Annotated in this window: 23 protein-coding genes and 1 other annotated feature (1 of these 24 only partly in view); all 23 genes read right to left on the bottom strand. The window is 45.8% G+C overall.

The window, feature by feature from the left end; genetic code table 11:
- Positions 1–174: a binding site (T-box leader), on the bottom strand; it reaches 45 nt to the left of the window's first position.
- Between the two features lie 296 nt (positions 175–470).
- The 23 genes from AC1WMD_RS02685 to AC1WMD_RS02575 all read right to left on the bottom strand — a co-directional run bounded on the left by AC1WMD_RS02685 (position 471) and on the right by AC1WMD_RS02575 (position 21,827).
- Positions 471–983 carry a DivIVA domain-containing protein gene (locus tag AC1WMD_RS02685; RefSeq protein ID WP_186003915.1) on the bottom strand — a complete coding sequence of 171 codons (513 nt, stop codon included), beginning with the start codon at positions 981–983 and terminating at the stop codon, positions 471–473.
- 76 nt (positions 984–1,059) lie between these two features.
- Positions 1,060–1,833, bottom strand: coding sequence for a YlmH family RNA-binding protein (locus AC1WMD_RS02680; RefSeq protein WP_043904046.1), 774 nt, complete (start codon positions 1,831–1,833; stop codon positions 1,060–1,062).
- A 49-nt stretch (positions 1,834–1,882) separates the two neighbouring features.
- Positions 1,883–2,152, bottom strand: coding sequence for a YggT family protein (locus AC1WMD_RS02675; protein WP_043904045.1), 270 nt, complete (start codon positions 2,150–2,152; stop codon positions 1,883–1,885).
- A gap of 6 nt (positions 2,153–2,158) precedes the next feature.
- The gene (locus AC1WMD_RS02670) at positions 2,159–2,596 is read right to left on the bottom strand and encodes a cell division protein SepF (RefSeq protein ID WP_043904044.1); all 438 of its coding nucleotides are present in this window, start codon (positions 2,594–2,596) and stop codon (positions 2,159–2,161) included.
- 12 nt (positions 2,597–2,608) lie between these two features.
- Complete coding sequence (locus tag AC1WMD_RS02665) at positions 2,609–3,286, bottom strand: YggS family pyridoxal phosphate-dependent enzyme (protein ID WP_043904043.1); 678 nt, start codon at positions 3,284–3,286, stop codon at positions 2,609–2,611.
- Positions 3,286–4,110, bottom strand: coding sequence for a peptidoglycan editing factor PgeF (gene pgeF / locus AC1WMD_RS02660; protein WP_043904042.1), 825 nt, complete (start codon positions 4,108–4,110; stop codon positions 3,286–3,288). Before pgeF ends, AC1WMD_RS02665 begins: the two co-directional genes overlap by 1 nt.
- A gap of 104 nt (positions 4,111–4,214) precedes the next feature.
- Positions 4,215–4,457: a YlmC/YmxH family sporulation protein gene (locus tag AC1WMD_RS02655; RefSeq protein ID WP_043904041.1), complete on the bottom strand. Its 243-nt coding sequence runs from the start codon at positions 4,455–4,457 to the stop codon at positions 4,215–4,217.
- Between the two features lie 90 nt (positions 4,458–4,547).
- Positions 4,548–5,327 (bottom strand): RNA polymerase sporulation sigma factor SigG, encoded by a 780-nt coding sequence (gene sigG / locus AC1WMD_RS02650; RefSeq protein ID WP_043904040.1) that lies wholly within the window; start codon positions 5,325–5,327, stop codon positions 4,548–4,550.
- Positions 5,328–5,445: 118 nt separating this feature from the next.
- Complete coding sequence (gene sigE / locus AC1WMD_RS02645; protein WP_043904039.1) at positions 5,446–6,165, bottom strand: RNA polymerase sporulation sigma factor SigE; 720 nt, start codon at positions 6,163–6,165, stop codon at positions 5,446–5,448.
- A gap of 51 nt (positions 6,166–6,216) precedes the next feature.
- The gene (gene spoIIGA, locus AC1WMD_RS02640; RefSeq protein WP_043904038.1) at positions 6,217–7,143 is read right to left on the bottom strand and encodes a sigma-E processing peptidase SpoIIGA; all 927 of its coding nucleotides are present in this window, start codon (positions 7,141–7,143) and stop codon (positions 6,217–6,219) included.
- A 731-nt stretch (positions 7,144–7,874) separates the two neighbouring features.
- On the bottom strand, positions 7,875–9,008 hold the full coding sequence (ftsZ, locus tag AC1WMD_RS02635; RefSeq protein WP_494255895.1) for a cell division protein FtsZ: 1,134 nt from the start codon (positions 9,006–9,008) through the stop codon (positions 7,875–7,877).
- 26 nt (positions 9,009–9,034) lie between these two features.
- On the bottom strand, positions 9,035–10,306 hold the full coding sequence (ftsA, locus tag AC1WMD_RS02630) for a cell division protein FtsA (protein ID WP_043904036.1): 1,272 nt from the start codon (positions 10,304–10,306) through the stop codon (positions 9,035–9,037).
- A gap of 267 nt (positions 10,307–10,573) precedes the next feature.
- Complete coding sequence (locus AC1WMD_RS02625; protein ID WP_043904035.1) at positions 10,574–10,936, bottom strand: small basic family protein; 363 nt, start codon at positions 10,934–10,936, stop codon at positions 10,574–10,576.
- 1 nt (position 10,937) lies between these two features.
- Positions 10,938–11,657: a DUF881 domain-containing protein gene (locus AC1WMD_RS02620; RefSeq protein ID WP_494255894.1), complete on the bottom strand. Its 720-nt coding sequence runs from the start codon at positions 11,655–11,657 to the stop codon at positions 10,938–10,940.
- Positions 11,658–11,688: 31 nt separating this feature from the next.
- Positions 11,689–12,396 carry a DUF881 domain-containing protein gene (locus AC1WMD_RS02615; RefSeq protein WP_043904033.1) on the bottom strand — a complete coding sequence of 236 codons (708 nt, stop codon included), beginning with the start codon at positions 12,394–12,396 and terminating at the stop codon, positions 11,689–11,691.
- Positions 12,377–13,162: a cell division protein FtsQ/DivIB gene (locus AC1WMD_RS02610; protein ID WP_494255893.1), complete on the bottom strand. Its 786-nt coding sequence runs from the start codon at positions 13,160–13,162 to the stop codon at positions 12,377–12,379. Before AC1WMD_RS02610 ends, AC1WMD_RS02615 begins: the two co-directional genes overlap by 20 nt.
- A gap of 139 nt (positions 13,163–13,301) precedes the next feature.
- Positions 13,302–14,213, bottom strand: coding sequence for a UDP-N-acetylmuramate dehydrogenase (gene murB, locus AC1WMD_RS02605; RefSeq protein WP_494255892.1), 912 nt, complete (start codon positions 14,211–14,213; stop codon positions 13,302–13,304).
- 167 nt (positions 14,214–14,380) lie between these two features.
- A complete protein-coding gene (gene spoVE / locus AC1WMD_RS02600; RefSeq protein WP_043904030.1) occupies positions 14,381–15,481 on the bottom strand; it encodes a stage V sporulation protein E in 1,101 nt (366 codons plus the stop codon).
- Positions 15,482–15,533: 52 nt separating this feature from the next.
- Complete coding sequence (murD, locus tag AC1WMD_RS02595; RefSeq protein ID WP_043904029.1) at positions 15,534–16,889, bottom strand: UDP-N-acetylmuramoyl-L-alanine--D-glutamate ligase; 1,356 nt, start codon at positions 16,887–16,889, stop codon at positions 15,534–15,536.
- The gene (gene mraY, locus AC1WMD_RS02590) at positions 16,890–17,864 is read right to left on the bottom strand and encodes a phospho-N-acetylmuramoyl-pentapeptide-transferase (RefSeq protein WP_043904028.1); all 975 of its coding nucleotides are present in this window, start codon (positions 17,862–17,864) and stop codon (positions 16,890–16,892) included. It lies immediately after the preceding gene.
- Positions 17,858–18,313, bottom strand: a complete 456-nt coding sequence (locus tag AC1WMD_RS02585; protein WP_043904027.1) for an HAD family hydrolase — start codon at positions 18,311–18,313, stop codon at positions 17,858–17,860. The genes mraY and AC1WMD_RS02585 overlap by 7 nt, the downstream gene beginning before the upstream one ends.
- The gene (locus tag AC1WMD_RS02580; protein ID WP_043904026.1) at positions 18,307–19,779 is read right to left on the bottom strand and encodes a UDP-N-acetylmuramoyl-L-alanyl-D-glutamate--2,6-diaminopimelate ligase; all 1,473 of its coding nucleotides are present in this window, start codon (positions 19,777–19,779) and stop codon (positions 18,307–18,309) included. The genes AC1WMD_RS02585 and AC1WMD_RS02580 overlap by 7 nt, the downstream gene beginning before the upstream one ends.
- Before the next feature lie 104 nt (positions 19,780–19,883).
- Positions 19,884–21,827 (bottom strand): stage V sporulation protein D, encoded by a 1,944-nt coding sequence (locus AC1WMD_RS02575; RefSeq protein WP_043904025.1) that lies wholly within the window; start codon positions 21,825–21,827, stop codon positions 19,884–19,886.
- Positions 21,828–21,862: the final 35 nt, after the last annotated feature.

Below are 21,862 nucleotides of genomic sequence, written 5' to 3'. Positions count from 1 at the left end.
TTATCACATAGCCCACTTTGCATTCGTAACGTGAATGACACGCCATGGCCTACTTTTCCGTTCGGCATGGAACTCCAGGGTGATCTTCACTCTTTCGCTTATGCTAGGCTTCCACCATCCCTAGCTCGCTGTTATAAGCGGTGAAAGAGCTACTGTCCCTTTCATCGTCAGCACTGATATAAGTTGTCAGATTTGTTGACTAACTAATAAAAACCAGTCAATCAATCGCTTTTCTGCCGTGATCCCAAACGAGAACGACATCGGACAAACAGATTTGTCCGATAAGCGTTCTTCGTTCGGGCTGGGCATGCGTACCGCATGCCCAGTCGGCCAAGCTATCGCTTGCCGACTTCGGCAGAAAAGCGAAGATGGTCTACTATTTTAACTGGCAATATAGTTTCAAAAAGAAATAACATCCGGCTGCATTTATATATTGTAATCGATATTATATGCGAAAAAATCGGCGGCCGTCAAGATTGCGGCAGCTCTTCCTTTTTTTCCACATCTACTTCCGGGATTTCATATTCCATTAAATCGTCCCAGTCGCTGCTGTTAATCATTTCGAGCTGCGCTTCGACCAGCATGCGGAAACGGGTGCGAAGCACTTTCGACTGCCGCTTTAAATCTTCAATTTCCATCACTATTTTCCGCGACTTTGCCAGCGCCTCGCTAATGATGCGCTCCGCGTTTTTCTCCGCCTCTTTGATGATGAGCTTCGCTTCTCTTTGCGCGTTGCGCTTTATTTCTTCCGCCGTTTCTTGGGCGACGAGAATCGATTTGTTCAATGCTTCCTCAATATTTGTGAAGTGATTGAGCTTTTCCGTCAATTCCGCTACCTTTTCTTCCAATTGCTTTTTTTCACGAATCACCATTTCATAATCTTTAATCACTTGATCGAGAAACTCATTGACTTCATCTTCATTATAGCCACGAAACCCACGGCTGAATTCTTTATTATGAATATCTAATGGCGTTAAAGGCACAATGGCCACCTCCGTTTGCATAGTTCCTTTCCTTAAATCATTCGACATTTTTCTATAAATTCCTGCCATCATTCGATTATTTTTGCAGGCCGATGCGAACAAGCCACTTCTCTTTTTTTGTCTTCCCCTCAATGTCCATGATTTTACAGCGACCAAATCCGCGCGCCGAAAGAACATCGCCTTGCCCACATTCAAAATGCGCCTGCTCGACTACTTTCCAATTGACTTTGACAAGCCCGTTTTCAATAACGGATTGCATTTTCTGCCGCGAGGTGTGAAAAGCTTGGGACAAGATCGCGTCCAACCGCAATGACGAAACGGTAATCAGCGCATCTTGCCACGTTTCTTCTAGCATCATGATGTCTGAAAGCGGCTTTTGTTCTAACGAAACAGTCGCTTTGCCGATTGCATGCAAATGGAGGCGGACATACTCCGCCACCTCGTTTGCCGCAAGAAATTGTATTTGTTCCTCTTTGCGCAAAATATCGCCAAATTTTCCGCGCCTTAAACCAAGCGACATCAGCGCCCCTAACACTTGCCGATGCTCTAAGGTGACAAATTTGCTCGCATAATGGACTTCAAATAAGGCAATTTCATAATCCGCTTCTTGCGGCTGAAAATACGGCGGGTACAAAAACGCCCGCTTCCGCTCCACAAACGGGGCGCCGCCAAAAAAGGAAACGCGGACTTCATCATCGCGGCCAATGACGCTTTGGACAATCTGCTGCTCGCGCGGATCCAAAAAGTCGGTAAGCTTAGGGGCGTACTGCCGTTTGACCGTTTCTTGCCACTCCAACACCTGGTCAATAAAATGATGCTCCTCTTTGCGAAAATGCTGATATATTTCCATTTGTTCACTCCTAACTTTCATGAAGAAAGGAACCCGCTTCATGGATTCCTTACACTAAATTTAACATATCAAACAAGGCATGCAACCCCCTTGTCGCAAATTCCAGCACTAAAAAAGCGACGATTGGCGAAACATCAATCATCCCAATCGGTGGGATAATGCGGCGAAACGGCTCTAAATATGGCTCGCAAATCACGGCCAACATCTGTCCAAATTTCGTGTCGCGGGCGTTAGGAAACCACGACATCAAAATATAAATAATCAGCGCATACGAATAAATTTGAACCAATGTCGTCAAAAACCAAAGCAAGCTATCCATAGACGGCTACCACCTCTTTATTGTTCTATCGTCCTCGCTATCAATCGAAATCGAGCCACTGACATCGACGTTATCTGGCGTGCATAAAAAAATTTTCGTGCCGACTTGCTGAATGTCGCCGCCGATCGCATATACGGTGCCGCTTAAAAAGTCGACGATTCGTTTCGCCTGCTCGTGCTGAATCCGTTGCAAATTGACAATCACCGCGCGCCGGTTTTTTAAATGATCGGCGATTTCCTGCGCCTCCGCGTATGCCCGCGGTTCAATTAACACGACTTTCGATGACTTTTGCACGCTTTGCAAGCTTACGATATTCGCTTTGGCATTTCCCTTTGTGAGCGGCTGCACTTCTTCCTCCTCTCCATATTCTTCTTCATATTCTTCTTCATACTCCTCATAATCTTCCTCTAAAAAATAATCTTTGAATTTTTTTATTAATCCCATCGGTTCCACCTCCTAAAATTGTTTGCCGACTAGCGATGTACCAAGTCGAATGAAGGTCGCCCCTTCCTCGATGGCAATCACATAATCATTAGACATTCCCATCGACAATTCCGTGCATGGCGCATTGGCAATCTGTAATGCTTGTACATTTTCTTGCAATAATTTTAATTGGCGGAAACACGACCGCAATACCGCTTCGTCATCGGTATACGGCGCCATCGTCATTAAGCCAACCACTTGAATATGGGAAAAATCGCGTAGCTGCTCAATAAAAGGAATGACTTCGTCTACAGCTAGTCCATGTTTCGTCGCTTCGCCGGAAACATTTACTTGCACAAAGCATTTCACCGGCTTTGTCGCCCGCTTTTCAATTTCTTTCGCGAGCGACAGGCGATCCAACGAATGAATATAGTCGACTTTATCAATGATATTTTTTACTTTTCGCGACTGCAAGGTGCCGATAAAATGCCATGTCGCTTTATCGCCCAACACGCTATATTTTTGCAGCAGTCCATCGTCGCGATTTTCTCCTAAATCGGTAATGCCGGCTTCAAGCGCCTCGCGCGCCCGCTCTACACTTACATATTTCGTCACGGCAACGATACTAATGTCGGCAGGGTCGCGTCCGACACGCTGGCATGCTGCTTCAATGTTTTCACGAATTTTGGCTAAATTGTCGCGGACCGTCATTATTTTTCCTCCTTCCTGCCGATAAACGCCATCATTCTTCCCGTTTTGCCATGATCGCGGCGATGGGAGAAAAACAAATGATCGGCACAGCTTGTGCAGTATGAAGAAACATAAATATGGTCTTTACGGATGCCTTCTTTCATTAGCAACATCTGATTCAATGCTTTTAAATCAAGCGCATATTGTCCAGGGCTTACTTGCCGATACACAAGCGGCTGTTCTTCTTGTAAAACGCGATCAACATGTACGATTACGCGGTCATCGACTACATAGCAGCAGGCGCCAATCGAAGGACCGACCGCCACATAGATATCAGCAAGCGGAATGTGTTCCCGCTCCTGCCAAAGCCGGACCATTTTTCCGGCAATATTTTTTACCGTTCCTTTCCATCCGGCATGGGCAAGCCCGATCATGCCATGTTTTGGCGCCATAAAATAAAGCGGTACGCAGTCAGCAAAACATAAAGCAAGCAGCACCCCTGCTTCATCTGTATATAAACCATCCGCACCCGCTATGGCGGATGAATAATCTGTCGCTCCTCTTCCACTTTGGCCAGCTGTGACCTTTTCGATGCGGGCGTCGTGTATTTGCTCGCAACAGATCCATCGCTCAAGCGGAAATTGCAGCAAATCGGCCAAACGCTGGCGGTTGTGGACAACGACAGCACAGTCGTCGCCGACATGCAGCCCTAAATTAAATGTCGCAAACGCGCCGCTGCTCATCCCACCGTGTTTTGTCGTAAAGCCAGCCGTTACTTCGGTGAACGGATACGATGGCTGCAGTAACAGCAGCTCCTTGCCTGCTTGTTGAAAAATGTCAGACATTTTCGTCAACCTCATGCTTTTTTTGTTGATTTTTATCACTTTTTTTCCTATTTTATCATAGTTTGCTTAAACGTGATAACCATTATTTATCATTTAATCCATCTCTATTCGCTATCCTGCAAGCGAACTAAAATAACGTCCGCACCAACTTTGACGATATTTTGCCACGGGATGACAACCGCTTCTTCGCGCCCGAATAAACCGAGCACTTTTCCTGCCCCTAAAATGATTAACGAGCGGATTTTTCCTGTCTCTAAATCGATATCGATATCGCCAATATTTCCCAATTTTTTGCCGTTTGCCACATTGACAATGTCTTTCGATTGAAATTCGGAAATTCTCATCATTGTAAATCCCCCGCTTTCTCGTCTTATTCATAACTATATGAATGTATATAACGGCTTATGTAAAAAAGAAAAGAGCTGAACGAGCAGCTCTTATACTTGAATGTTTTTATTCATTTGCCGAATCGCCGCTTTTTCCAACCGCGACACTTGTGCTTGGGAAATTCCGATTTCTTCAGCGACTTCCATTTGCGTTTTTCCTTGGAAAAAGCGTTTGCGAATGATCATTTTTTCCCTTTCGTTAAGACGCCGCAGCCCTTCTTTTAGCGCAATTTCTTCAATCCATTGGCTGTCGCGGTTGCGTTCATCGCTTAATTGGTCCATTACGTAAATCGGGTCGCCGCCATCATTATAAATCGGCTCAAATAAGGAAACAGGTTCTTGAATCGCATCGAGCGCAAACACCACTTCTTCATGAGAAACACCAAGTTCTTTGGCAATTTCTTCTGTCGTTGGTTCTTTCGCCGTTTCACTCATCAGCCTTTCACGCACTTGCAGCGCTTTATAGGCGATATCACGAAGCGAGCGGGATACGCGGATCGGGTTGTTATCGCGCAAATATCTGCGAATCTCGCCGATAATCATCGGCACTGCATATGTTGAAAATTTTACATTTTGACTTAAATCAAAGTTATCAATCGATTTCATAAGTCCAATGCAACCGACTTGGAATAAATCATCAACAAACTCTCCGCGGTTATTAAATCGTTGAATAACGCTTAACACAAGCCGTAAATTACCATTCACTAATTTTTCCCTTGCCTCCAAATCCCCTTCATGCATCCGTTTGAATAGTTCACGCATTTCTTCGTTTTTTAGTACTGGAAGCTTGGATGTGTCTACGCCACAAATCTCAACTTTGTTTCTTGTCAAGTTGTTCCCTCCCATCAGGAGATGCTAAGTCGTCAGTTTTCAGTATCCCCTGTGGAAGGAAAAATATGCACATCTGTCCAATGCGTAAAAAGGCGACGATCAAACGATCGCCGCCGTTTTACATCATCTTATTGAATTCTTTGCGAAGCCGCTTAATAATCCGTTTTTCTAACCGTGATATGTAAGATTGCGATATGCCAAGCAAATCGGCAACGTCTTTTTGCGTTTTTTCTTCTCCGCCTGAAAGCCCAAAGCGAAGTTCCATAATTTGCTTTTCGCGCTCGCTAAGCTGGCGCAGTGCATTAAATAAAAGTCGCCGGTCGACATCTGCTTCCAAATCTTTTGTAATTACATCGTCTTCCGTGCCGAGCACATCCGACAATAGTAATTCATTGCCATCCCAATCGATGTTTAGCGGTTCATCAAACGATACTTCAGAACGGACTTTATTATTGCGCCGCAAATACATTAATATCTCGTTTTCAATGCAGCGGGACGCATAGGTGGCCAGTTTAATTTTTTTCTCGGGATTAAACGTATTTACCGCTTTAATCAGTCCGATCGTTCCGATGCTAATTAAATCTTCAATATTAATTCCTGTGTTTTCAAACTTACGCGCAATATAGACAACAAGCCGTAAATTGCGCTCAATAAGGAGCGATCTTGCCGTTTCGTCCCCAGCAGAAAGCTTTTCGATCAACATTTCTTCCTCTTCTTTTGTCAATGGCGGGGGCAGCGCCTCACTACCGCCGATATAATATATTTCATCCGTTTTAATTCCTAACTTCGTCAATAGCTTATAGAAAAAATACATGATGCGAAGTTTCCACGTTTTCATGAAAATCCCCCTTCTAAATTAATAAAAAGTGAGTATGATTATAGTAACGAATTATGAAGCAGTAAGCTTCCTTCCCGTTTGCACCATTTTCGGATGGATAATGCACTCGTATTCCCCATCTGCGGACAATTTTGTTTCGTTTAATCCGATGAGCCCTTTTTCGACTTCAAGCCATTGCCTTTCGTAGAAAATCATAATGCGGTCCGGTTTCACGGCGATTAAAAATTGCTGTTCACTTCCGACAACCCGGTACGGGATGATGCGCAGCCGATGCACCCATTTTTCAAATACAGGATGATGGTACCAATCCATCGATGTTTCCAGCCGAAGCTGCTGCACTAATTCCTCTGGCAGCACTTCCTTGACTTTCTCCTTTTCCACGATCATAACTGGTATTTTCGATATAGGATCATATAGTTGATTGCCACTGTCAATCAATCCTTTTAATGAAAGCGGCCTGCCGTCAAACACAATAACAACGTCCACAATATGTTCAAAGCGCAGCTTCTTTTCGCGAATTCCAGCGATGCGGGCGCGGGAAAAAAACCATAGTATCGGAAATCCGACTAAAACAAACATCCAGCTAACCGGATCTCCGACACCGAGTGAATACGTTGTCAGCATGCCGCGGTGAATATCAATTTCCCGCTGTAAAAAATAATGCACCGCAACCATACCGCCGCCGACGGTAAAAGTGGCAAAGTAAAAGGTGAATAAATTTTCTAGAAAATACCTTATGCGTTTAAATCCAAAAGCAGCGAAAACGATCAAAAAGGAACATAACACCTTTATAACAGGGTGCTGAACATACACGGAAAACGGGGTAAACATCATGACAACGAGCAAGGAGCCAATAAACGCCCCGACAAGCACCCGCCACCACACGACATCCCGCTTTAGCATAATTGCCGTCAGCCAAAGCAGCAGACTGTCAAAGCACAAATTTAGCAGCCAAATGACATCTAAATAAACGGCCAATCAAATAGCCTCCTTCTTCTTTCACCAAAACAAGCTGTTTCTGAAAATAGTATATAGTACATCTTATTGGAAAGTCTGTCAATTTATGATGATGAAAAACAGAAATTTTTGTCAAAGAAACAAGAAAAGCGAAGGGCGCCTGCTCATCGGCGACACGCGCTGGAGGACCCGCGAGGAGGCTCAGACCAAACAAAGTTTGGTCTTGCGTGGGTTACTCAGAGAAGTTAACTCAATGTGTTGCCGCCCAGCGGATCGAAGCGTCGCGAGCCGATGGCGCCCGGAGCTAGACAAATAAGAAAAGCGGAGGCGGCGTGAATAGCTCCCGAAGCGAAATGTTCTTCGCCCGCTGAAGTGCTTGCACTTCAAGGGCGAAGGTTATTTCGCACAAGGGAGCTAGCCGCCGGAGCTAGACAATAAAGAAAAGCGGAAGCGCCGAGATTAGCCTTCGAAGCCAAATGTTCTTCGCCTGCAGGGGTGCCTGTCATCCCGAAGGCGAAGGTTATTTGGCAGAAGAAGGCTAGGCGCTGAAGCTAGACAAGGAAGAAAAGCGGAAGGCGCCCCCATTTCGCCTAAAGGCTGCCCGCGTCCTGCGGGCAACGGCGAAATGTCGCCATCCTGGCTCCGCGATACGCGCTGGAGAAAAGATTATTTTAATGAAAAAACAATTGATTGGAGATTAGCTATGGAAAAAGAAAAAGAGCACGAACCATAAAAGATTCGTGCTCTTTCGTTTAACGGCGGCGATTGCGATTGCGCAGAAACGCAGGAATATCCAGCGGATCTTCGACTTGCGCCGAGCGCAATGCCGCATAATCTTGCGTCACTTCTTCGCGTTTCTCCCGTTTCGGGGCAGGGGTCACTTTCGGAATAGTGCCGATTCCAACCCGCGATGGGCGCGGCTGCGAAGCGACATTTTCATTAAATCCGGTCGCAATGACCGTTACGATAATTTCATCTTTTAAGTTTTCATTAATGACCGAACCGAAAATCATATTTACCTCTTGATCGGCGGCCGATGCAACAATATCAGCAGCTTCTTGCACCTCATAAAGACTTAAATTCGTCCCGCCGGTGATATTCATCAATACCCCTTGGGCGCCATCAATTGACGTTTCTAACAGCGGACTCGAAATCGCTTTTTTCGCCGCTTCCGCCGCCCGATTTTCGCCGCTGGCAATCCCGATGCCCATCAGCGCCGAGCCTTTATTGGACATAATCGTTTTTACATCGGCAAAGTCCAAGTTAATTAGGCCTGGCACGGCGATTAAATCAGAGATGCCCTGCACCCCTTGGCGTAGAACGTTATCGGCTTCGCGGAATGCCTCTAACATCGGCGTGTTTTTATCAACAATTTCTAAGAGACGGTCGTTTGGAATAACGATTAACGTATCGACGGCTTCCTTCATTGCTGCAATTCCGCTTGCCGCCTGTGTCGCCCGCTTCCGTCCTTCAAATGTGAACGGACGAGTGACCACTCCGACGGTCAGGGCGCCTAATTCACGAGCGATTTGGGCAATGACTGGGGCAGCTCCAGTGCCTGTTCCTCCGCCCATTCCGGCTGTCACAAACACCATATCCGCGCCTTTTAGCGCCTCTTCAATTTGTTCCTTGCTTTCTTCCGCCGCTTTTTTTCCAACTTCTGGATTGGCACCGGCACCTAAGCCGCGCGTTAATTTTGCCCCAATTTGCAGCTTTGTCGGTGCTTTTGATAAATTTAACGCTTGCGCGTCTGTATTGACAGCAATAAACTCGACACCTTGTACACCATGTTCAATCATCCGGTTGACGGCGTTGTTGCCGCCGCCGCCGACTCCAATCACCTTAATCGTTGCGAATTGATCAATTGTAGTGTCAAACTCCAGCATGGCTAAATCCTCCCAAATTTCAATCTCTATTCAAAGAAAGATCCGAAAAACTTCTTCATTTTTTTTCCAAAGTTGTCTTCCTTCTTTTTCGGCTTCGGCTGCTGCTTTTGCGGATGTCGCTCTACCGGCTCCGCCACAGTGGCGGCAACCGGAACCGATTTTCCTTGTAGCATCGCCTGCCGATAAGCAAACTTAATTAATCCGACTCCTGTCGTATATTGTGGGTCGCGCACCCCTATATAATCAGGCATCGCAATGCGCACGCTGCTTCCTAACACGACATGCGCCAATTCCAATATTCCCGGCATATTGGCGACACCGCCTGTAAGCACGTAGCCGCCAGGCAGGTCGCGAAATCCGAGCTTGCGAATTTCGTGCTGGACCATTTGAAAAATTTCTTCCAATCTCGCCTCAATGATATCAGCGACTTCCAATTGGGTAAACTGCTGATATTGATCGGTCCCGATAATCGGCACGGTGAATACTTCCTCTTCCGAAGCATGATCATAAAAAGCATGTCCATGCTTTAGTTTAATTTTTTCTGCATCTTCCGTCGTCGTACGCAGTCCGATCGCTAAATCTTTTGTAATATGCTCGCCCCCTACAGGCAAAGCAGAAGTGGCCTGCAAAAAGCCTTGTTCAAAAACAGCGATCGTCGTGGAACCACCGCCGATATCCACTAATGCGACTCCCAAATTTTTTTCATCATCAGATAAGGCGAGGGTGCCAGCTGCAAGCGATTGTAGGCAAATATCGCTTATTTCCAAACCAGCACGTTCCACACAGCGGAGTAAGTTATGTAAAATCGTTTTCGAACCGGTGATAATCGTTCCTTCCATTTCAAGACGGACGCCGAGCATGCCGCGTGGATCGTTAATTCCATCCAATCCGTCCACGATAAACTGCCGCGGAATAACGCCGATAATTTCCCGATCTGGAGGAATCGATACGACTTGCGCAGCATCGATCACACGCGCAACATCCTCATCGCTAATTTCACGGTTTTCGCTGGAAACAGCGACAATGCCATGGCAGTCTTGCAGTTGAACATGATTGCCTGTCACACCGACGATCACGCGGCGAATCGTTAAACCAACCATCCGCTCCGCTTGCTCCACCGCACGTTTGATCGATTGCACCGTTTTATCTATATCAACAATAGACCCTTTTTTGAGCCCTTCCGATTTTACATTCCCTACTCCAATAATGTTAATGGAATCGTTCAGCATTTCTCCAATGATGACTTTCACGCTCGATGTACCAATATCAAGGCTAACGACGATCTCATTGCTGCTCATCTTTTGGTACCTGCCTACTAAAATCGTATATGTACCGCCTCTACCACCCGTTATATCGTCTTTCATTCCTGTTTCCGCGGTCGATTACGTATTTTAGTAAGCAGTGACACCTCCTTTTAAGCTGAAATTTATACACCCCGATAGCTATGAATCTTTCAATCTATAACAGAGTTCGATTATGAATCGTTGGCAGTGATGAAAAGGCAATGGCATGATTTTTTACTCCATATAATTCAACATATCAAGAAACTTTCCCTTTTTTCTTAATTAACTTTTTTCACGGTTTTGTCGCCTTTCCATCCATTCCGTAAGCAAGAGACGACGGATGACGGCGATATTTTGAAAAAGACGCACTCCAAACGCAAATACGGCTGCTAAATACAAGTCTACACCAAGATGAACACCAAGAAAAGTTAAAGTTGTGGCTAAAAAAATGTTAAAAAAGAACCCTGTTATAAATACTATTTCGTCATATGTTTGTTGTAAATGGGCGCGAAGCCCACCAATTAATGTATCAAATGCAGCCAAAATTGCAATGGATAAATAATTAGAATATTCGTCCGGAACGCGCAAATCCGCTAGAGATCCCACAATGAAACCAACCAATAAGCCGATGAGCGGAAGCCACATGCTATTTCTCCTCCTTTTCGGCTTTTACCATTTCCATATATTTTGCATTCCATTTTTCATCAGACGGCGGAATGACGATCGATGCCAACGGCTTCGAGATCGTAAGCTGCAAATTTTCCACAATGAAATCGTCACGGATGGTCGATACGGTTAGACGGTTGTACAACATGTCGGCATCATCGGCGATCACCTTTACTTCAATAGGAAGTGAAGAAATTTTGCGGTCCCCGACTTGCGTCACGCCGTTCACATCGCGAACCGCCGTGGTGTTGGTAATCCGCTCGTCGGCAATGGCGATTTCTTTTGCACCGTACTTATTCAGCTCATTCATCAGCCGCTGCAGCAGCTCGGGCGACACCGTTTCCGTAATCGGACCGACATAATCGTTGGGATAAAATGGCTCAATCGTCAGCACCACGCCTGGGCCTTTCGCTTCCGTCAAGCCGGCTTCTTGTTCCAATTCCCTTACCGTTTCGTGCAAAACCGCTTCTCGATTTGAGCGTTGCTTTTGCTTATAGTCCCGTAATTTTTGCTCATAGCCTTCCATTTCAAACAGAAGCTGCTGTTGCAGCTGTTGTTCTTTTTTTAAATCGGCGCGCAATTCCCAAATATCGCGCGTATCGCGAACTTTCGGATGCGATGTTGTCTGCAGCCCAGAAGCAAGCATCAATCCAAAAATCGTCGTAATACAAGTGAAATAGATCGTTTTCTTACGCTCCAATCATCTTCACCATTCTTTCTATACAGGCAATTTATGGACGACGTACTGGAAAAATAGGATCAAGTACAATTTCCTCTTTCCTGTCAATCTTCACCGTAATGTTATCTTGTACGAGCTGGTCTGTTACTCCGCCGGCAATATTCAAAGCGGAAACAAGGACGTCTGGATTGCCGATCGCCGAAATAATAAAAGGCGCCGCATGCTGCGTACCGTCTACTTCAATGACAGGGCCGTTGCAAACAATATACGAACGGTGGGAAATCCGCTGTCCGTTAATGGCGATAGCTTCTGCTCCGGAAATAAGAAGCTCGTGAATCACTTTAAAAACATGCTGTTCATGAACGATGTAATCGGTCGCACTTTGCTCCGATGGAATATAGGATGCGTCCGCTAGCGTAACTTCAATTCCCTTTCCTTTTACTTTCGACTCTCCGACATACATGCGCAACTTTTCCGCCTGTTTGGCCAAATTCGTATGCGTTTTTTGTTGATTGGCCAACTCATTTTCTATTTTGGTAACTTCGTTTTGTTTTTCCACTAACTCGTTTTTTAGCTTCCGGTTTTCCTTTTGGATTTGAATCAGCTGCTTACGGTACTCATATTCTTTTTGCCACTGCCGGTCCGTGACGTTTCGCTTCGCCGCTTCTTTTTTTGTATACTGATACGAAAACGCAAGCATCATCCCAAATATAAAACAGATGAAAGAAAGGATGACACGATTATTTTTTTGTTTCTTCATTGTCATCCTCCTTTTTCGGCGGTTCATAAGGGGTAAAGTAATTGCTTACTTCTAGATGGATGACCCCTTTTATATTCGGGTCCAATTGCTGCACGATAGACGGGTATAACGACATTTTCTCGGCAAAATTGTGGATGCTCGCGCTCACTTCATGACCGTCGTTCATATAAACGGTAACATGATCACGATGATCTTCATTTGGCGTATAATGAATTTCCGAAATGGCGTTTAATACCGATGGGGAAAGTTGCGCCAATTGCCCTGTCATTTCTTGTATATCTTCTCCTTTTTTCCAGTTTACTAAAATTGGCGCATCACTTGGCGCGATTTTCGATGCGCGTTTTTTTAATATGTACCCATTTTCTAAAAGCGGAAAAAATGTTTGTTTGTCATAAATATAAGCGATCCTTCGCCGTTCGTTCACGCGAATAATGATCGTATTGGGAAAATGTTTTTCCACTGATGCGTTCTTCACTTCCGGGTGTTTCTCAATATTTTGTTTTATTTGGTCCTCTTTTACTTTAAAGAAGCTTGTCCGCTTCGTTATGCCGCTTAAGGTAATGATTTGCTCCGCCGGGAGATGATAGTTTCCCTCTACTTCAATATGCCGAACATTGCTTAATGGAGACTGGAAATAAAGCACACATAAGATGAAGAGGAAAAAGAAAGAAATATACGTGATTAAACGGCGATTCGCTTTTTGCCGCCGCCGCTCTTTTAGCTTCGGTACTCGCTCCTCAAGAACAACCACTTTCCCTTTTTCCAAGATGATTCACCGCTTTCCGACATAAGCTTGAAAGCATGGTTATAAAAACAAACGGCATGCACGGATGCCGTTTTTTCACATAAAAGTAAAACTCGCTTTCATTATATCATAATATTTTATAAAATAGAGAGCTAGATTTTTACAATTTTCGCCCTATAATCTCTACTTCCGTTTGCAAATGAATCCCGTATCGTTCGTAAATGGTCGTTTTCACAAACTGAATTAAGTCAAGCACATCTTTGGCCGTTGCTGTCCCTGTATTGACAATAAAGTTGGCATGCTGCTCGGAAATTTGCGCGCCGCCGATTGTATATCCTTTTAAGCCGGCTTCCTCAATCAGTTTTCCGGCATACTGCGGCAACGGGTTGCGGAAAATGCTGCCGGCACACGGCTTATCCCACGGCTGTGTTTGACGGCGGTAATCCTTGTTTTTCCGCATCTTTGCCATAATTTCTTCGCGGTTTCCGGATGCAAGCTGAAGATCGGCAGCGAGGCAAATTCCGCGTCTTTTTGTCTGCAGCACAGAAGTGCGATAGGCAAATTCCATTTCCTCGTTCGTTAGCCATTCGATTGTTCCATCTGAAAATAAAATAAGCGCTCTCTTCATAATTTGCGACATATCCGAACCGTGCGCCCCCGCGTTCATATAAACGGCCCCTCCGACAGAACCGGGAATGCCACCAGCAAATTCCAAACCGGATAATCCTTGTTTACTCATGAGCGTAGCGAGGCGCACTAATGAATACCCGCCGCCGACCGTCACCGTTTCCCCGTCGACATGCAGCTCATCAAATCCTTCGCTTATTTTAATGACTACTCCTTCGACTCCTGCATCAGAAACGAGCAAATTCGAACCGCGGCCGATCGCGCGCCATGGCACTTCGTACTTTTGGATAATCGTCATCGCTTTTTTCAAGCTTTCCACGCTGTCCGGCTCAATAAATACATCGGCCGGACCGCCGACTTTCATCGTCGTATGGTTCGCTAACGGTTCCATCTCCTTTACTTTTCCAATATTCGCGTTTAACAGCTCTTTTACCATCGCCTTCATCACTGCCATCTCCTTTCCTGACCGCCTATGTATATACGTATGCGCGATATATGGTAGAAGCCACCGTTTCGGCATATAAACAAAATGAGAGGGTGCCTCCCTGCATTTAGAGAGATACCCTTTTTCTCCTTCTTACACGCACCCGTAAATATATAGTATTCGTTTTGTCAATACCTTGCGTGTTTGCTAATGTTTAATAACACGCCAATCGCCATTAACATTAGAGTCAGCGATGAACCGCCGTAGCTTAAAAACGGCAGCGTAATCCCCGTTACCGGCATTAAGCCTGTAACGACGCCAATATTAATCATTACTTGAATCGCCACCATGGAAATAATGCCGATCGCCAAAAAACTTCCGTATAAATCCGGCGCTCCAAGCGCGATGCGGACCCCACGCCAAAGCAACAGGCTAAACAACAATAATACAAGCGATCCGCCGATAAAGCCAAGCTCTTCCGCTAAAATCGCAAAAATAAAGTCCGTTTGCGGCTCCGGCAAATAAAAAAACTTTTGCCGGCTTTGTCCTAATCCTAAGCCGAATAAGCCGCCGGGACCGATCGCATAGAGCGATTGAATGATTTGAAACCCGCTGCCAAGCGGATCTTCCCACGGATTTAAAAACGACGTAATTCGCTTAATGCGGTATGGCGCCGACAAAATAAGGGCAGCAAAGCCTGCCAGGCCGAGCACCCCCAGCCCGATAAAATGGCTGATTCGCGCGCCGGCGACAAAAATCATCGCGATACACGTTCCGACCATGACGGTGCCCGTTCCTAAATCCGGCTGAAGCATGATCATGCCAAACGCCGCAAATACCAATGCTAGCGCAGGCAGCAGTCCTCGTTTAAACGAAGTAATGTTTTTTTGATTTTCCGATAAATATTTGGCCAAAAAAGCAATCATGGCAAGCTTCATAAATTCGGATGGCTGAATGGAAAACGCCCCGACGCCGATCCAGCTACGCGACCCGTTACGGATCATGCCGATTCCCGGAATTAATACAAGAACGAGCAACACAAAACAGATAATCAGCAATGCTTTCGACCAATCGCGCCATGTCCAATAATCGATATTCATAATAAAGAACATAGCAGCGATGCCGACACCAGCAAATAAAAGCTGCCGTTTGGCAAAGAAAAACGAGTCATGAAACTTGTATTCCGCCCAAACAGCGCTGGCGCTGTACACCATTATCAGCCCGATGGCTAATAAGGAAAACGTAAGGATGATTAACAAAAAATCAGGCGTAGACTTTTTCCGCGGCAATGCCCAACACCTCTGCTTTTTTAAACTAGGGGGAAAGGCTGTCCTTTCCCTTCTATTTCAACTTATGCACGGCGTTGATAAAAATGTCCCCTCTCTGTTCAAAAGTTTTATATTGATCCCAGCTTGCACACGCCGGTGATAGCAAAATGACATCGCCCGGTTTCGATAATTGATAGGCAACCGGCACGGCTTTTTCCACATTATCGACATATTCAATCGTTTCTATTCCCGCTTGTTTAGCGATGCGCGCGATTTTTGGCGCCGTTTGCCCAAACAAGATGACCGCTTTGACATTACGCAAATAAGGGAGGAGAGCATCAAATTCATTGCCGCGGTCTAGTCCCCCTGCTAACAAAATAACGTCATCATTGTCGAAAGAGGAAAGCGCCTTTTGTGTCGCCAAAATATTCGTTGCTTTCGAGTCATTGAAAAACCGTCTTCCGCCCACAGTGGCCACATATTGCAGCCGGTGCTTTACTCCGGTGAACGTCGTCAACACTTGCTGAATCGCTTCGTTGTCTACGCCTGCTAATTTTGCTGCGGAAACCGCCGCTAATATATTTTCTAAATTATGTTTCCCGGGAAGGACAATATCGGAAACAGCAATAACTTTTTCATCATTCCAATAAACCACATTGTCTTTTATATAAGCGCCCTGTCCGAGCACTTTTGTCGCGGAAAAAAGAACGGTTTGCGCTTGAATGTTTTCGGCAAGCCGCATCACCAGCTCGTCATCCGCGTTGACAACCGCATAATCTTCTTTTGTCTGGTTTTTAAAAATATTGGCTTTTGCTTGTGCATAAGCCTCCTTGGTGCCGTGATAGTCCAAGTGGGCATCAAAAATGTTTAATAAGACGGAAATGTGCGGGCGGAACTCACGAATTCCCGCGAGCTGAAACGAAGAAAGCTCTGTGACGAGCCATTGATCCGCCTTTGCCGCCTTCGCCACTTCGCAGGCGACCAGTCCGATATTTCCGGCAAGCAGCGGCTGTTTTCCCCCTGCCTGCAGCATTTCATAAATTAATGTTGTTGTTGTTGTTTTCCCATTGGAGCCGGTAATGCCAATGAAAGGCGCTTCGGAAATACGGTAAGCTAACTCTACTTCCGTCACTACCGGCAGTCCTTTTTCTACCGCTTTTTTTACCATCGGATTTGTATATGGAATCCCCGGATTTTTCACAACGAAATCAAACGGCTCATCCAACAGTTCAAGCGGATGGCCGCCGCAAATAACCCGGATTCCCAATTGTTCCAACTGCTGCGCTTCTTGACTTTCCGCAAATGGTTTTTGGTCATTGACGGTGACAATGGCACCTAGCTCATAAAGAAGCTTTGCCGCCGCAAATCCACTTTTCGCTAAACCGATGACTAACACCCGACGTTGTTGATAGATAGCTGTCTGTTTCAATTAGATCCACACCTCGATATATATTCCTAGCATTGCAAATAGTAAGCCGACCGCCCAGAACGTGACGACGACACGCCACTCTGACCAGCCAATCAGTTCATAATGATGATGCAACGGACTCATGCGGAATACGCGTTTTCCCGTTGTTTTAAAGGAGATGACTTGAATGATCACCGATAACGTTTCAATGACAAAAACGCCGCCAATAATGACAAGCAAAATTTCCAGCTTCGTTAAAATAGCGACGGCAGCGATAGCCCCGCCTAACGCAAGCGATCCCGTATCTCCCATGAACACTTTCGCCGGATGGGCGTTAAACACTAAAAAGCCTAGCACCGCTCCGACAACGGAAACGCAAAAAATCGCAACATCGTACTGACCTTGGTCCCAGGCAAGAACGGCATAGGCACCAAAAGCGATTGCCGCTGTACCAGCCAACAATCCATCCAACCCATCCGTTAAATTAACAGCATTGGAGCCGCCGACAAGCATGAAAATAAGCAACAGCACATATCCCCAGCCGAGGTTAATGGAGAGATCGGTTCCCGGAATATGTAAGGCGGTAGAAAAGCCGCTATGCTCATATACAAAGAAAAAGACAAGCGCGATCACCAGCTGTCCGATTAACTTTTGTTTGCTTGTCAAACCAAGGTTTCGTTTCATCACTACTTTAATCATATCATCTAAAAAACCAAGCACTCCATAACCGATCGTAACAAACAAGAGCAAATACGTTTCTACGGAAAGAGCGGCGAATTTTTTCGTCATCCATAGAGTGGTGACAATGATGGAAAGCAAAATCATAATGCCTCCCATCGTTGGGGTGCCCGATTTTTTTTGATGGGATTTCGGCCCCTCTTCCCGGATGCTTTGCCCAAATTTTAACCGCCGTAAAAATGGAATAAAAATGGGCGATAATATCACTGTAATGATAAAGGAAAGAACAATAGCAAAAACAATGACTTGTTCTAGCATGATTGGTCACATCCTTCTTGTCCTCGGTCATCCGTCCATTTCTGCTGCAGACGTTTTAACGCATCAAGTACCGCTATATCATATGAATCATTTCGTCCATTATGCGCAGAAATCGTTAAGTGAAATATCGTTTTTTCACCCGTATCGCTTTCCCATTGCCGATATGAATCTAGCAGTTTTTCTAACGCCTGAAGCGGCGAGGCAACAAAAAAGAGCGGAAACTGGTTCGGAATGTAGCGCGGCAATTCTTCCTCTTCCTGCCAAAATGCCGCAATCGCGCCATGCTCAATAGCAATTTTTAATGTTTCTGCCCCGCGCCCGAGCGGAACAAACAGCCCTTTTGGCGCGTGTTGGTAAGGGTCGACAAAAACATGGCGAAATGAAATCGTATCGTCGACAATACCGCGGGCTTGTTTGCACAGCCGCTTTACCATCCCGTACGTTAACATATTCCTCTCCGCTCCTTAATCGCTTCGCGGGCAACGGCACGGTCATCAAATTCCATAATGCGGTCGCCAATAATTTGATACGTTTCGTGCCCTTTGCCAGCGATTAAAATAATATCTCCCTCCTGCGCCTGCTCAACCGCATAGCGAATCGCTTCTTTGCGGTCGACAATCGTGACATAATGCCCATCGGCAACGCCTGCTTCCATATCGCGCAAAATTTGCTCCGGCGACTCGGAGCGCGGATTGTCGGAAGTAAAAATTGCTACATCCGCGTACTTGATCGCTGTTTGCGCCATCAGCGGCCGTTTTGTGCGATCGCGGTCGCCGCCGCAGCCGACAACGACATACACTTTCTTCTTGGCAAATTGCCGAATCGTTTTGAGCACATTTTCAAGGCTATCTGGTGTATGTGCATAATCGACGATTACTATAAAGTTTTGCCCTTCATCGACTGTTTCAAACCGTCCGGCTACCCCCGTCATGTCGGCGATCGCCTCAACAATTTCCGGAAGAGAAAATCCTGATACAAGGCAGGCAGCTACAGAGGCCAGCAAATTATATACATTAAACAAGCCAATTAACTTTGTCTGCACCCGCACCGTACCATATGGCGTGACAAGGTCAAACGCCATCCCGTTTGGTGCCATCTCAATCTGCTTCGCCATAATATCGCTGTCTTTTTCCACGCCATATGTAATGACGGTTGCAGCCGTCATATGCTTATAATATTGCGAAGCAGGGTCATCATTATTTAATACAGCAAACTTCGGCCGTTTATGGTCATAGCGGTTGCCAAGCTGAGCAAACAGCAATCCTTTTGCATTGCGATATTCTTCCATCGTTCCATGGTAGTCAAGATGGTCTTGTGTCAAATTCGTAAATACGGCCACATCATAATCACAGCCGTGCACCCGTCCCATATGAAGAGCATGGGAAGATACTTCCATCACCGCTATCTCAACACCTTCATCGACCATTTGCTTAAACATACGTTGCAACAATAGCGATTCTGGTGTTGTATTTTGCGTCGGATACGCTTTGTCGCCAATTTTCACGTTTACCGTCCCGATTAATCCCGTTTTTTTCTGCGTTTTTCTGGCGATGTGCTCTATTATATGAGTCGTTGTCGTTTTTCCGTTTGTGCCCGTAACGCCGATTAAATGCAGTTTATGCGTCGGCTGGCCGTAAAAAGCGTCGGCGAGCACCGCCATGGCCCGCCGGCTGTCCCGTACAACCACAACAGGCACATCGACGTCAAGCGGCCGTTCGGCAATGATCGCTGCCGCCCCGTTTTCAACCGCCTGTCTGGCAAAGTCGTGGCCGTCGACGGTAAACCCCTTGATGCAAATAAACAATGCACCTTTTTTTACTTGCCGCGAATCCATTTCAATCGAAGTAATGTTCGGATTCTCACCGACATATGCTGTAAAGTCGTGCAAATACGAGAGCAATGTCTGCAACCTCACTATTGTTCATCCTTTCGCTTTATAATAAACGAGCAACGGAAAAAGGGGCGAGACAGAATCGAGGATGATTTACATCAGCCGCCCCTTGAAATCTATCGTTTCCTTTATGGTGCTTTTTCTTCGGAAGTTGGGCTCTTTTTCGCCAAATAAATGCGGATCGTTGCTCCTTCTTTTACTTTTGTTCCCGGCTCCGGAGCCTGTTCGACGACAACGTCGCCTTCTCCACTAACATCTAATTTTAAGTCAAAAAGCTGCTCTTGCAAGTCTTTTTTTGTTAAACCGATTAAATTCGGGACTTCAATCATTTTCGGATCATTCCATGCCCGCTCTTTTTCCATCTGCTCTTTCCGCGGTTTTACGCCAAGTACGCGTAAGCTATCTTCCATGATTTTTCCAACAATCGGTGCGGAAACAACGCCCCCAAACTGGACCGTTCCTTTCGGGTTGTCCACGGCAACATAAACGACAAGCTGCGGGTCGTCTGCCGGTGCAAAGCCGATAAAGGAAACGATATGGTTGTCTTTTAAATAACGACCACCTTTTGCTTTTTGCGCCGTTCCTGTTTTTCCGCCAACGCGATATCCTTCAACATAGGCGCCTTTTCCCGTTCCTTGAGCAACCACGCTTTCTAACGCATAGCGGACTTGCTTGGACGTTTCCTCGGAAATAACCCGGCGCTTCGCTTTTGGCATATTACGGCTGATAACTTTTCCAGTTTCCGGGTCAACCCATTGTTTAGCAATATATGGAGTATACAAAATTCCGCCATTGACGGCTGCGGAAACGGCCGCTACTTGCTGAATCGGCGTCACCGATACCCCTTGGCCGAATGCCGTCGTCGCCAGTTCCACAGGTCCTACCTGTTTCAAATCAAACAAAATGCCGGTTCCTTCTCCTTGCAGGTCAATCCCCGTTTTTTCGCCAAAACCAAACCGTTTAATGTAATCAAACAATTTTTCTTTTCCAAGCCGTTCTCCCAGCTCAACAAAACCCGGGTTGCACGAGTTTTGTACTACCTCCAAAAATGTTTGGTCGCCATGCCCTCCTTTTTTCCAGCAGCGCAGCGTCGCACCGGCTACTTTCGCATACCCTGGATCATAGAAATGGTCCCTTAATAAATTTACTTTTTTTTCTTCTAACGCAGCGGCAAGCGTAATAATTTTAAATGTCGAACCAGGTTCATATGTACTCCAAATCGGCAAGTTGCGGTTATAAATTTCCGGCGGAACGTTGCGATAGTTTGCCGGATCAAATGTTGGCCGGCTCGCCATCGCCAAAATTTCCCCCGTATTTGGGTTCATGGCAATCGCAATAATGCCGTCCGGATTGTACTTCGCTTCGGCGATATCAAGTTCCCGCTCGACAATCGTTTGAATGCGTGAGTCAATCGTCAGCATTAAATTCAACCCGTCCGCTGGCGGGGTATATTCGTCTGCCATATTTGGCATTCTTTTTCCTTTCGCATCGGAATAAAATTGCACCGACCCGCGCTGGCCGCTCAGTTCTTTATCATAATAAAGCTCCAGACCCATCAATCCTTGATTATCAATGCCGGTAAATCCTAACACATGGGATAAATAACTGCCAAATGGATAATATCGTTTCGTATCCTCGGCAATATATACTCCTTTCAAGCCGAGGGCGCGAATTTCCTTTGCTTTTTCGTTCGAGATTTTTCTCCCTTCCGGAATGCGTTCGATCGACGTTTTTTTCGTAATACGCTTATATATTTTTTCTACAGGCGCATTTAACACTTTCGCTAATTTTTCCGCCGTATCGGCCGGATTTTCAATTTGCCGCGGAATGACGTATACCGTTGGAGCGCTCATATTCGTGGCAAGCGGAACACCATTGCGGTCCAAAATTTCTCCGCGCTTCGGTTCGAACGGAATGTTCCGGCTCCATGAATCTTTCGCCCGATCGGTCAGCATATCTCCTAATATAAACTGCACATATCCAAGACGAATATCGATAATCGCAAAAATGAGCACTCCAACGAGAAAAACAATCATCAGCCGTTTGCGCACGGTAACATGGGAAACGCGCATATAGCAGAACCTCCTTTATGATGGGTTCGTTCCAC

This window comes from Parageobacillus sp. NEAU-HV-2 (genome assembly GCF_059115485.1).
The sequence above is the reverse complement of the archived record's forward strand: the minus strand, read 5'-3'. Positions and strand labels throughout refer to the sequence as shown.

Excerpts from the sequence above, each read along its gene's own strand:
- AC1WMD_RS02680 (WP_043904046.1), bottom strand. The coding sequence starts at position 1,833 with ATGGAAATATATCAGCATTTTCGCAAAGAGGAGCATCATTTTATTGAC.
- AC1WMD_RS02675 (WP_043904045.1), bottom strand. The coding sequence starts at position 2,152 with ATGGATAGCTTGCTTTGGTTTTTGACGACATTGGTTCAAATTTATTCG.
- AC1WMD_RS02670 (WP_043904044.1), bottom strand. The coding sequence starts at position 2,596 with ATGGGATTAATAAAAAAATTCAAAGATTATTTTTTAGAGGAAGATTAT.
- AC1WMD_RS02665 (WP_043904043.1), bottom strand. The coding sequence starts at position 3,286 with ATGACGGTCCGCGACAATTTAGCCAAAATTCGTGAAAACATTGAAGCA.
- pgeF (WP_043904042.1), bottom strand. The coding sequence starts at position 4,110 with ATGTCTGACATTTTTCAACAAGCAGGCAAGGAGCTGCTGTTACTGCAG.
- AC1WMD_RS02655 (WP_043904041.1), bottom strand. The coding sequence starts at position 4,457 with ATGATGAGAATTTCCGAATTTCAATCGAAAGACATTGTCAATGTGGCA.
- sigE (WP_043904039.1), bottom strand. The coding sequence starts at position 6,165 with ATGAAAACGTGGAAACTTCGCATCATGTATTTTTTCTATAAGCTATTG.
- ftsZ (WP_494255895.1), bottom strand. The coding sequence starts at position 9,008 with ATGCTGGAGTTTGACACTACAATTGATCAATTCGCAACGATTAAGGTG.
- ftsA (WP_043904036.1), bottom strand. The coding sequence starts at position 10,306 with ATGAGCAGCAATGAGATCGTCGTTAGCCTTGATATTGGTACATCGAGC.
- AC1WMD_RS02625 (WP_043904035.1), bottom strand. The coding sequence starts at position 10,936 with ATGTGGCTTCCGCTCATCGGCTTATTGGTTGGTTTCATTGTGGGATCT.
- AC1WMD_RS02615 (WP_043904033.1), bottom strand. The coding sequence starts at position 12,396 with ATGAAGAAACAAAAAAATAATCGTGTCATCCTTTCTTTCATCTGTTTT.
- murB (WP_494255892.1), bottom strand. The coding sequence starts at position 14,213 with ATGAAGGCGATGGTAAAAGAGCTGTTAAACGCGAATATTGGAAAAGTA.
- mraY (WP_043904028.1), bottom strand. The coding sequence starts at position 17,864 with ATGCTAGAACAAGTCATTGTTTTTGCTATTGTTCTTTCCTTTATCATT.
- AC1WMD_RS02585 (WP_043904027.1), bottom strand. The coding sequence starts at position 18,313 with ATGTTAACGTACGGGATGGTAAAGCGGCTGTGCAAACAAGCCCGCGGT.
- AC1WMD_RS02575 (WP_043904025.1), bottom strand. The coding sequence starts at position 21,827 with ATGCGCGTTTCCCATGTTACCGTGCGCAAACGGCTGATGATTGTTTTT.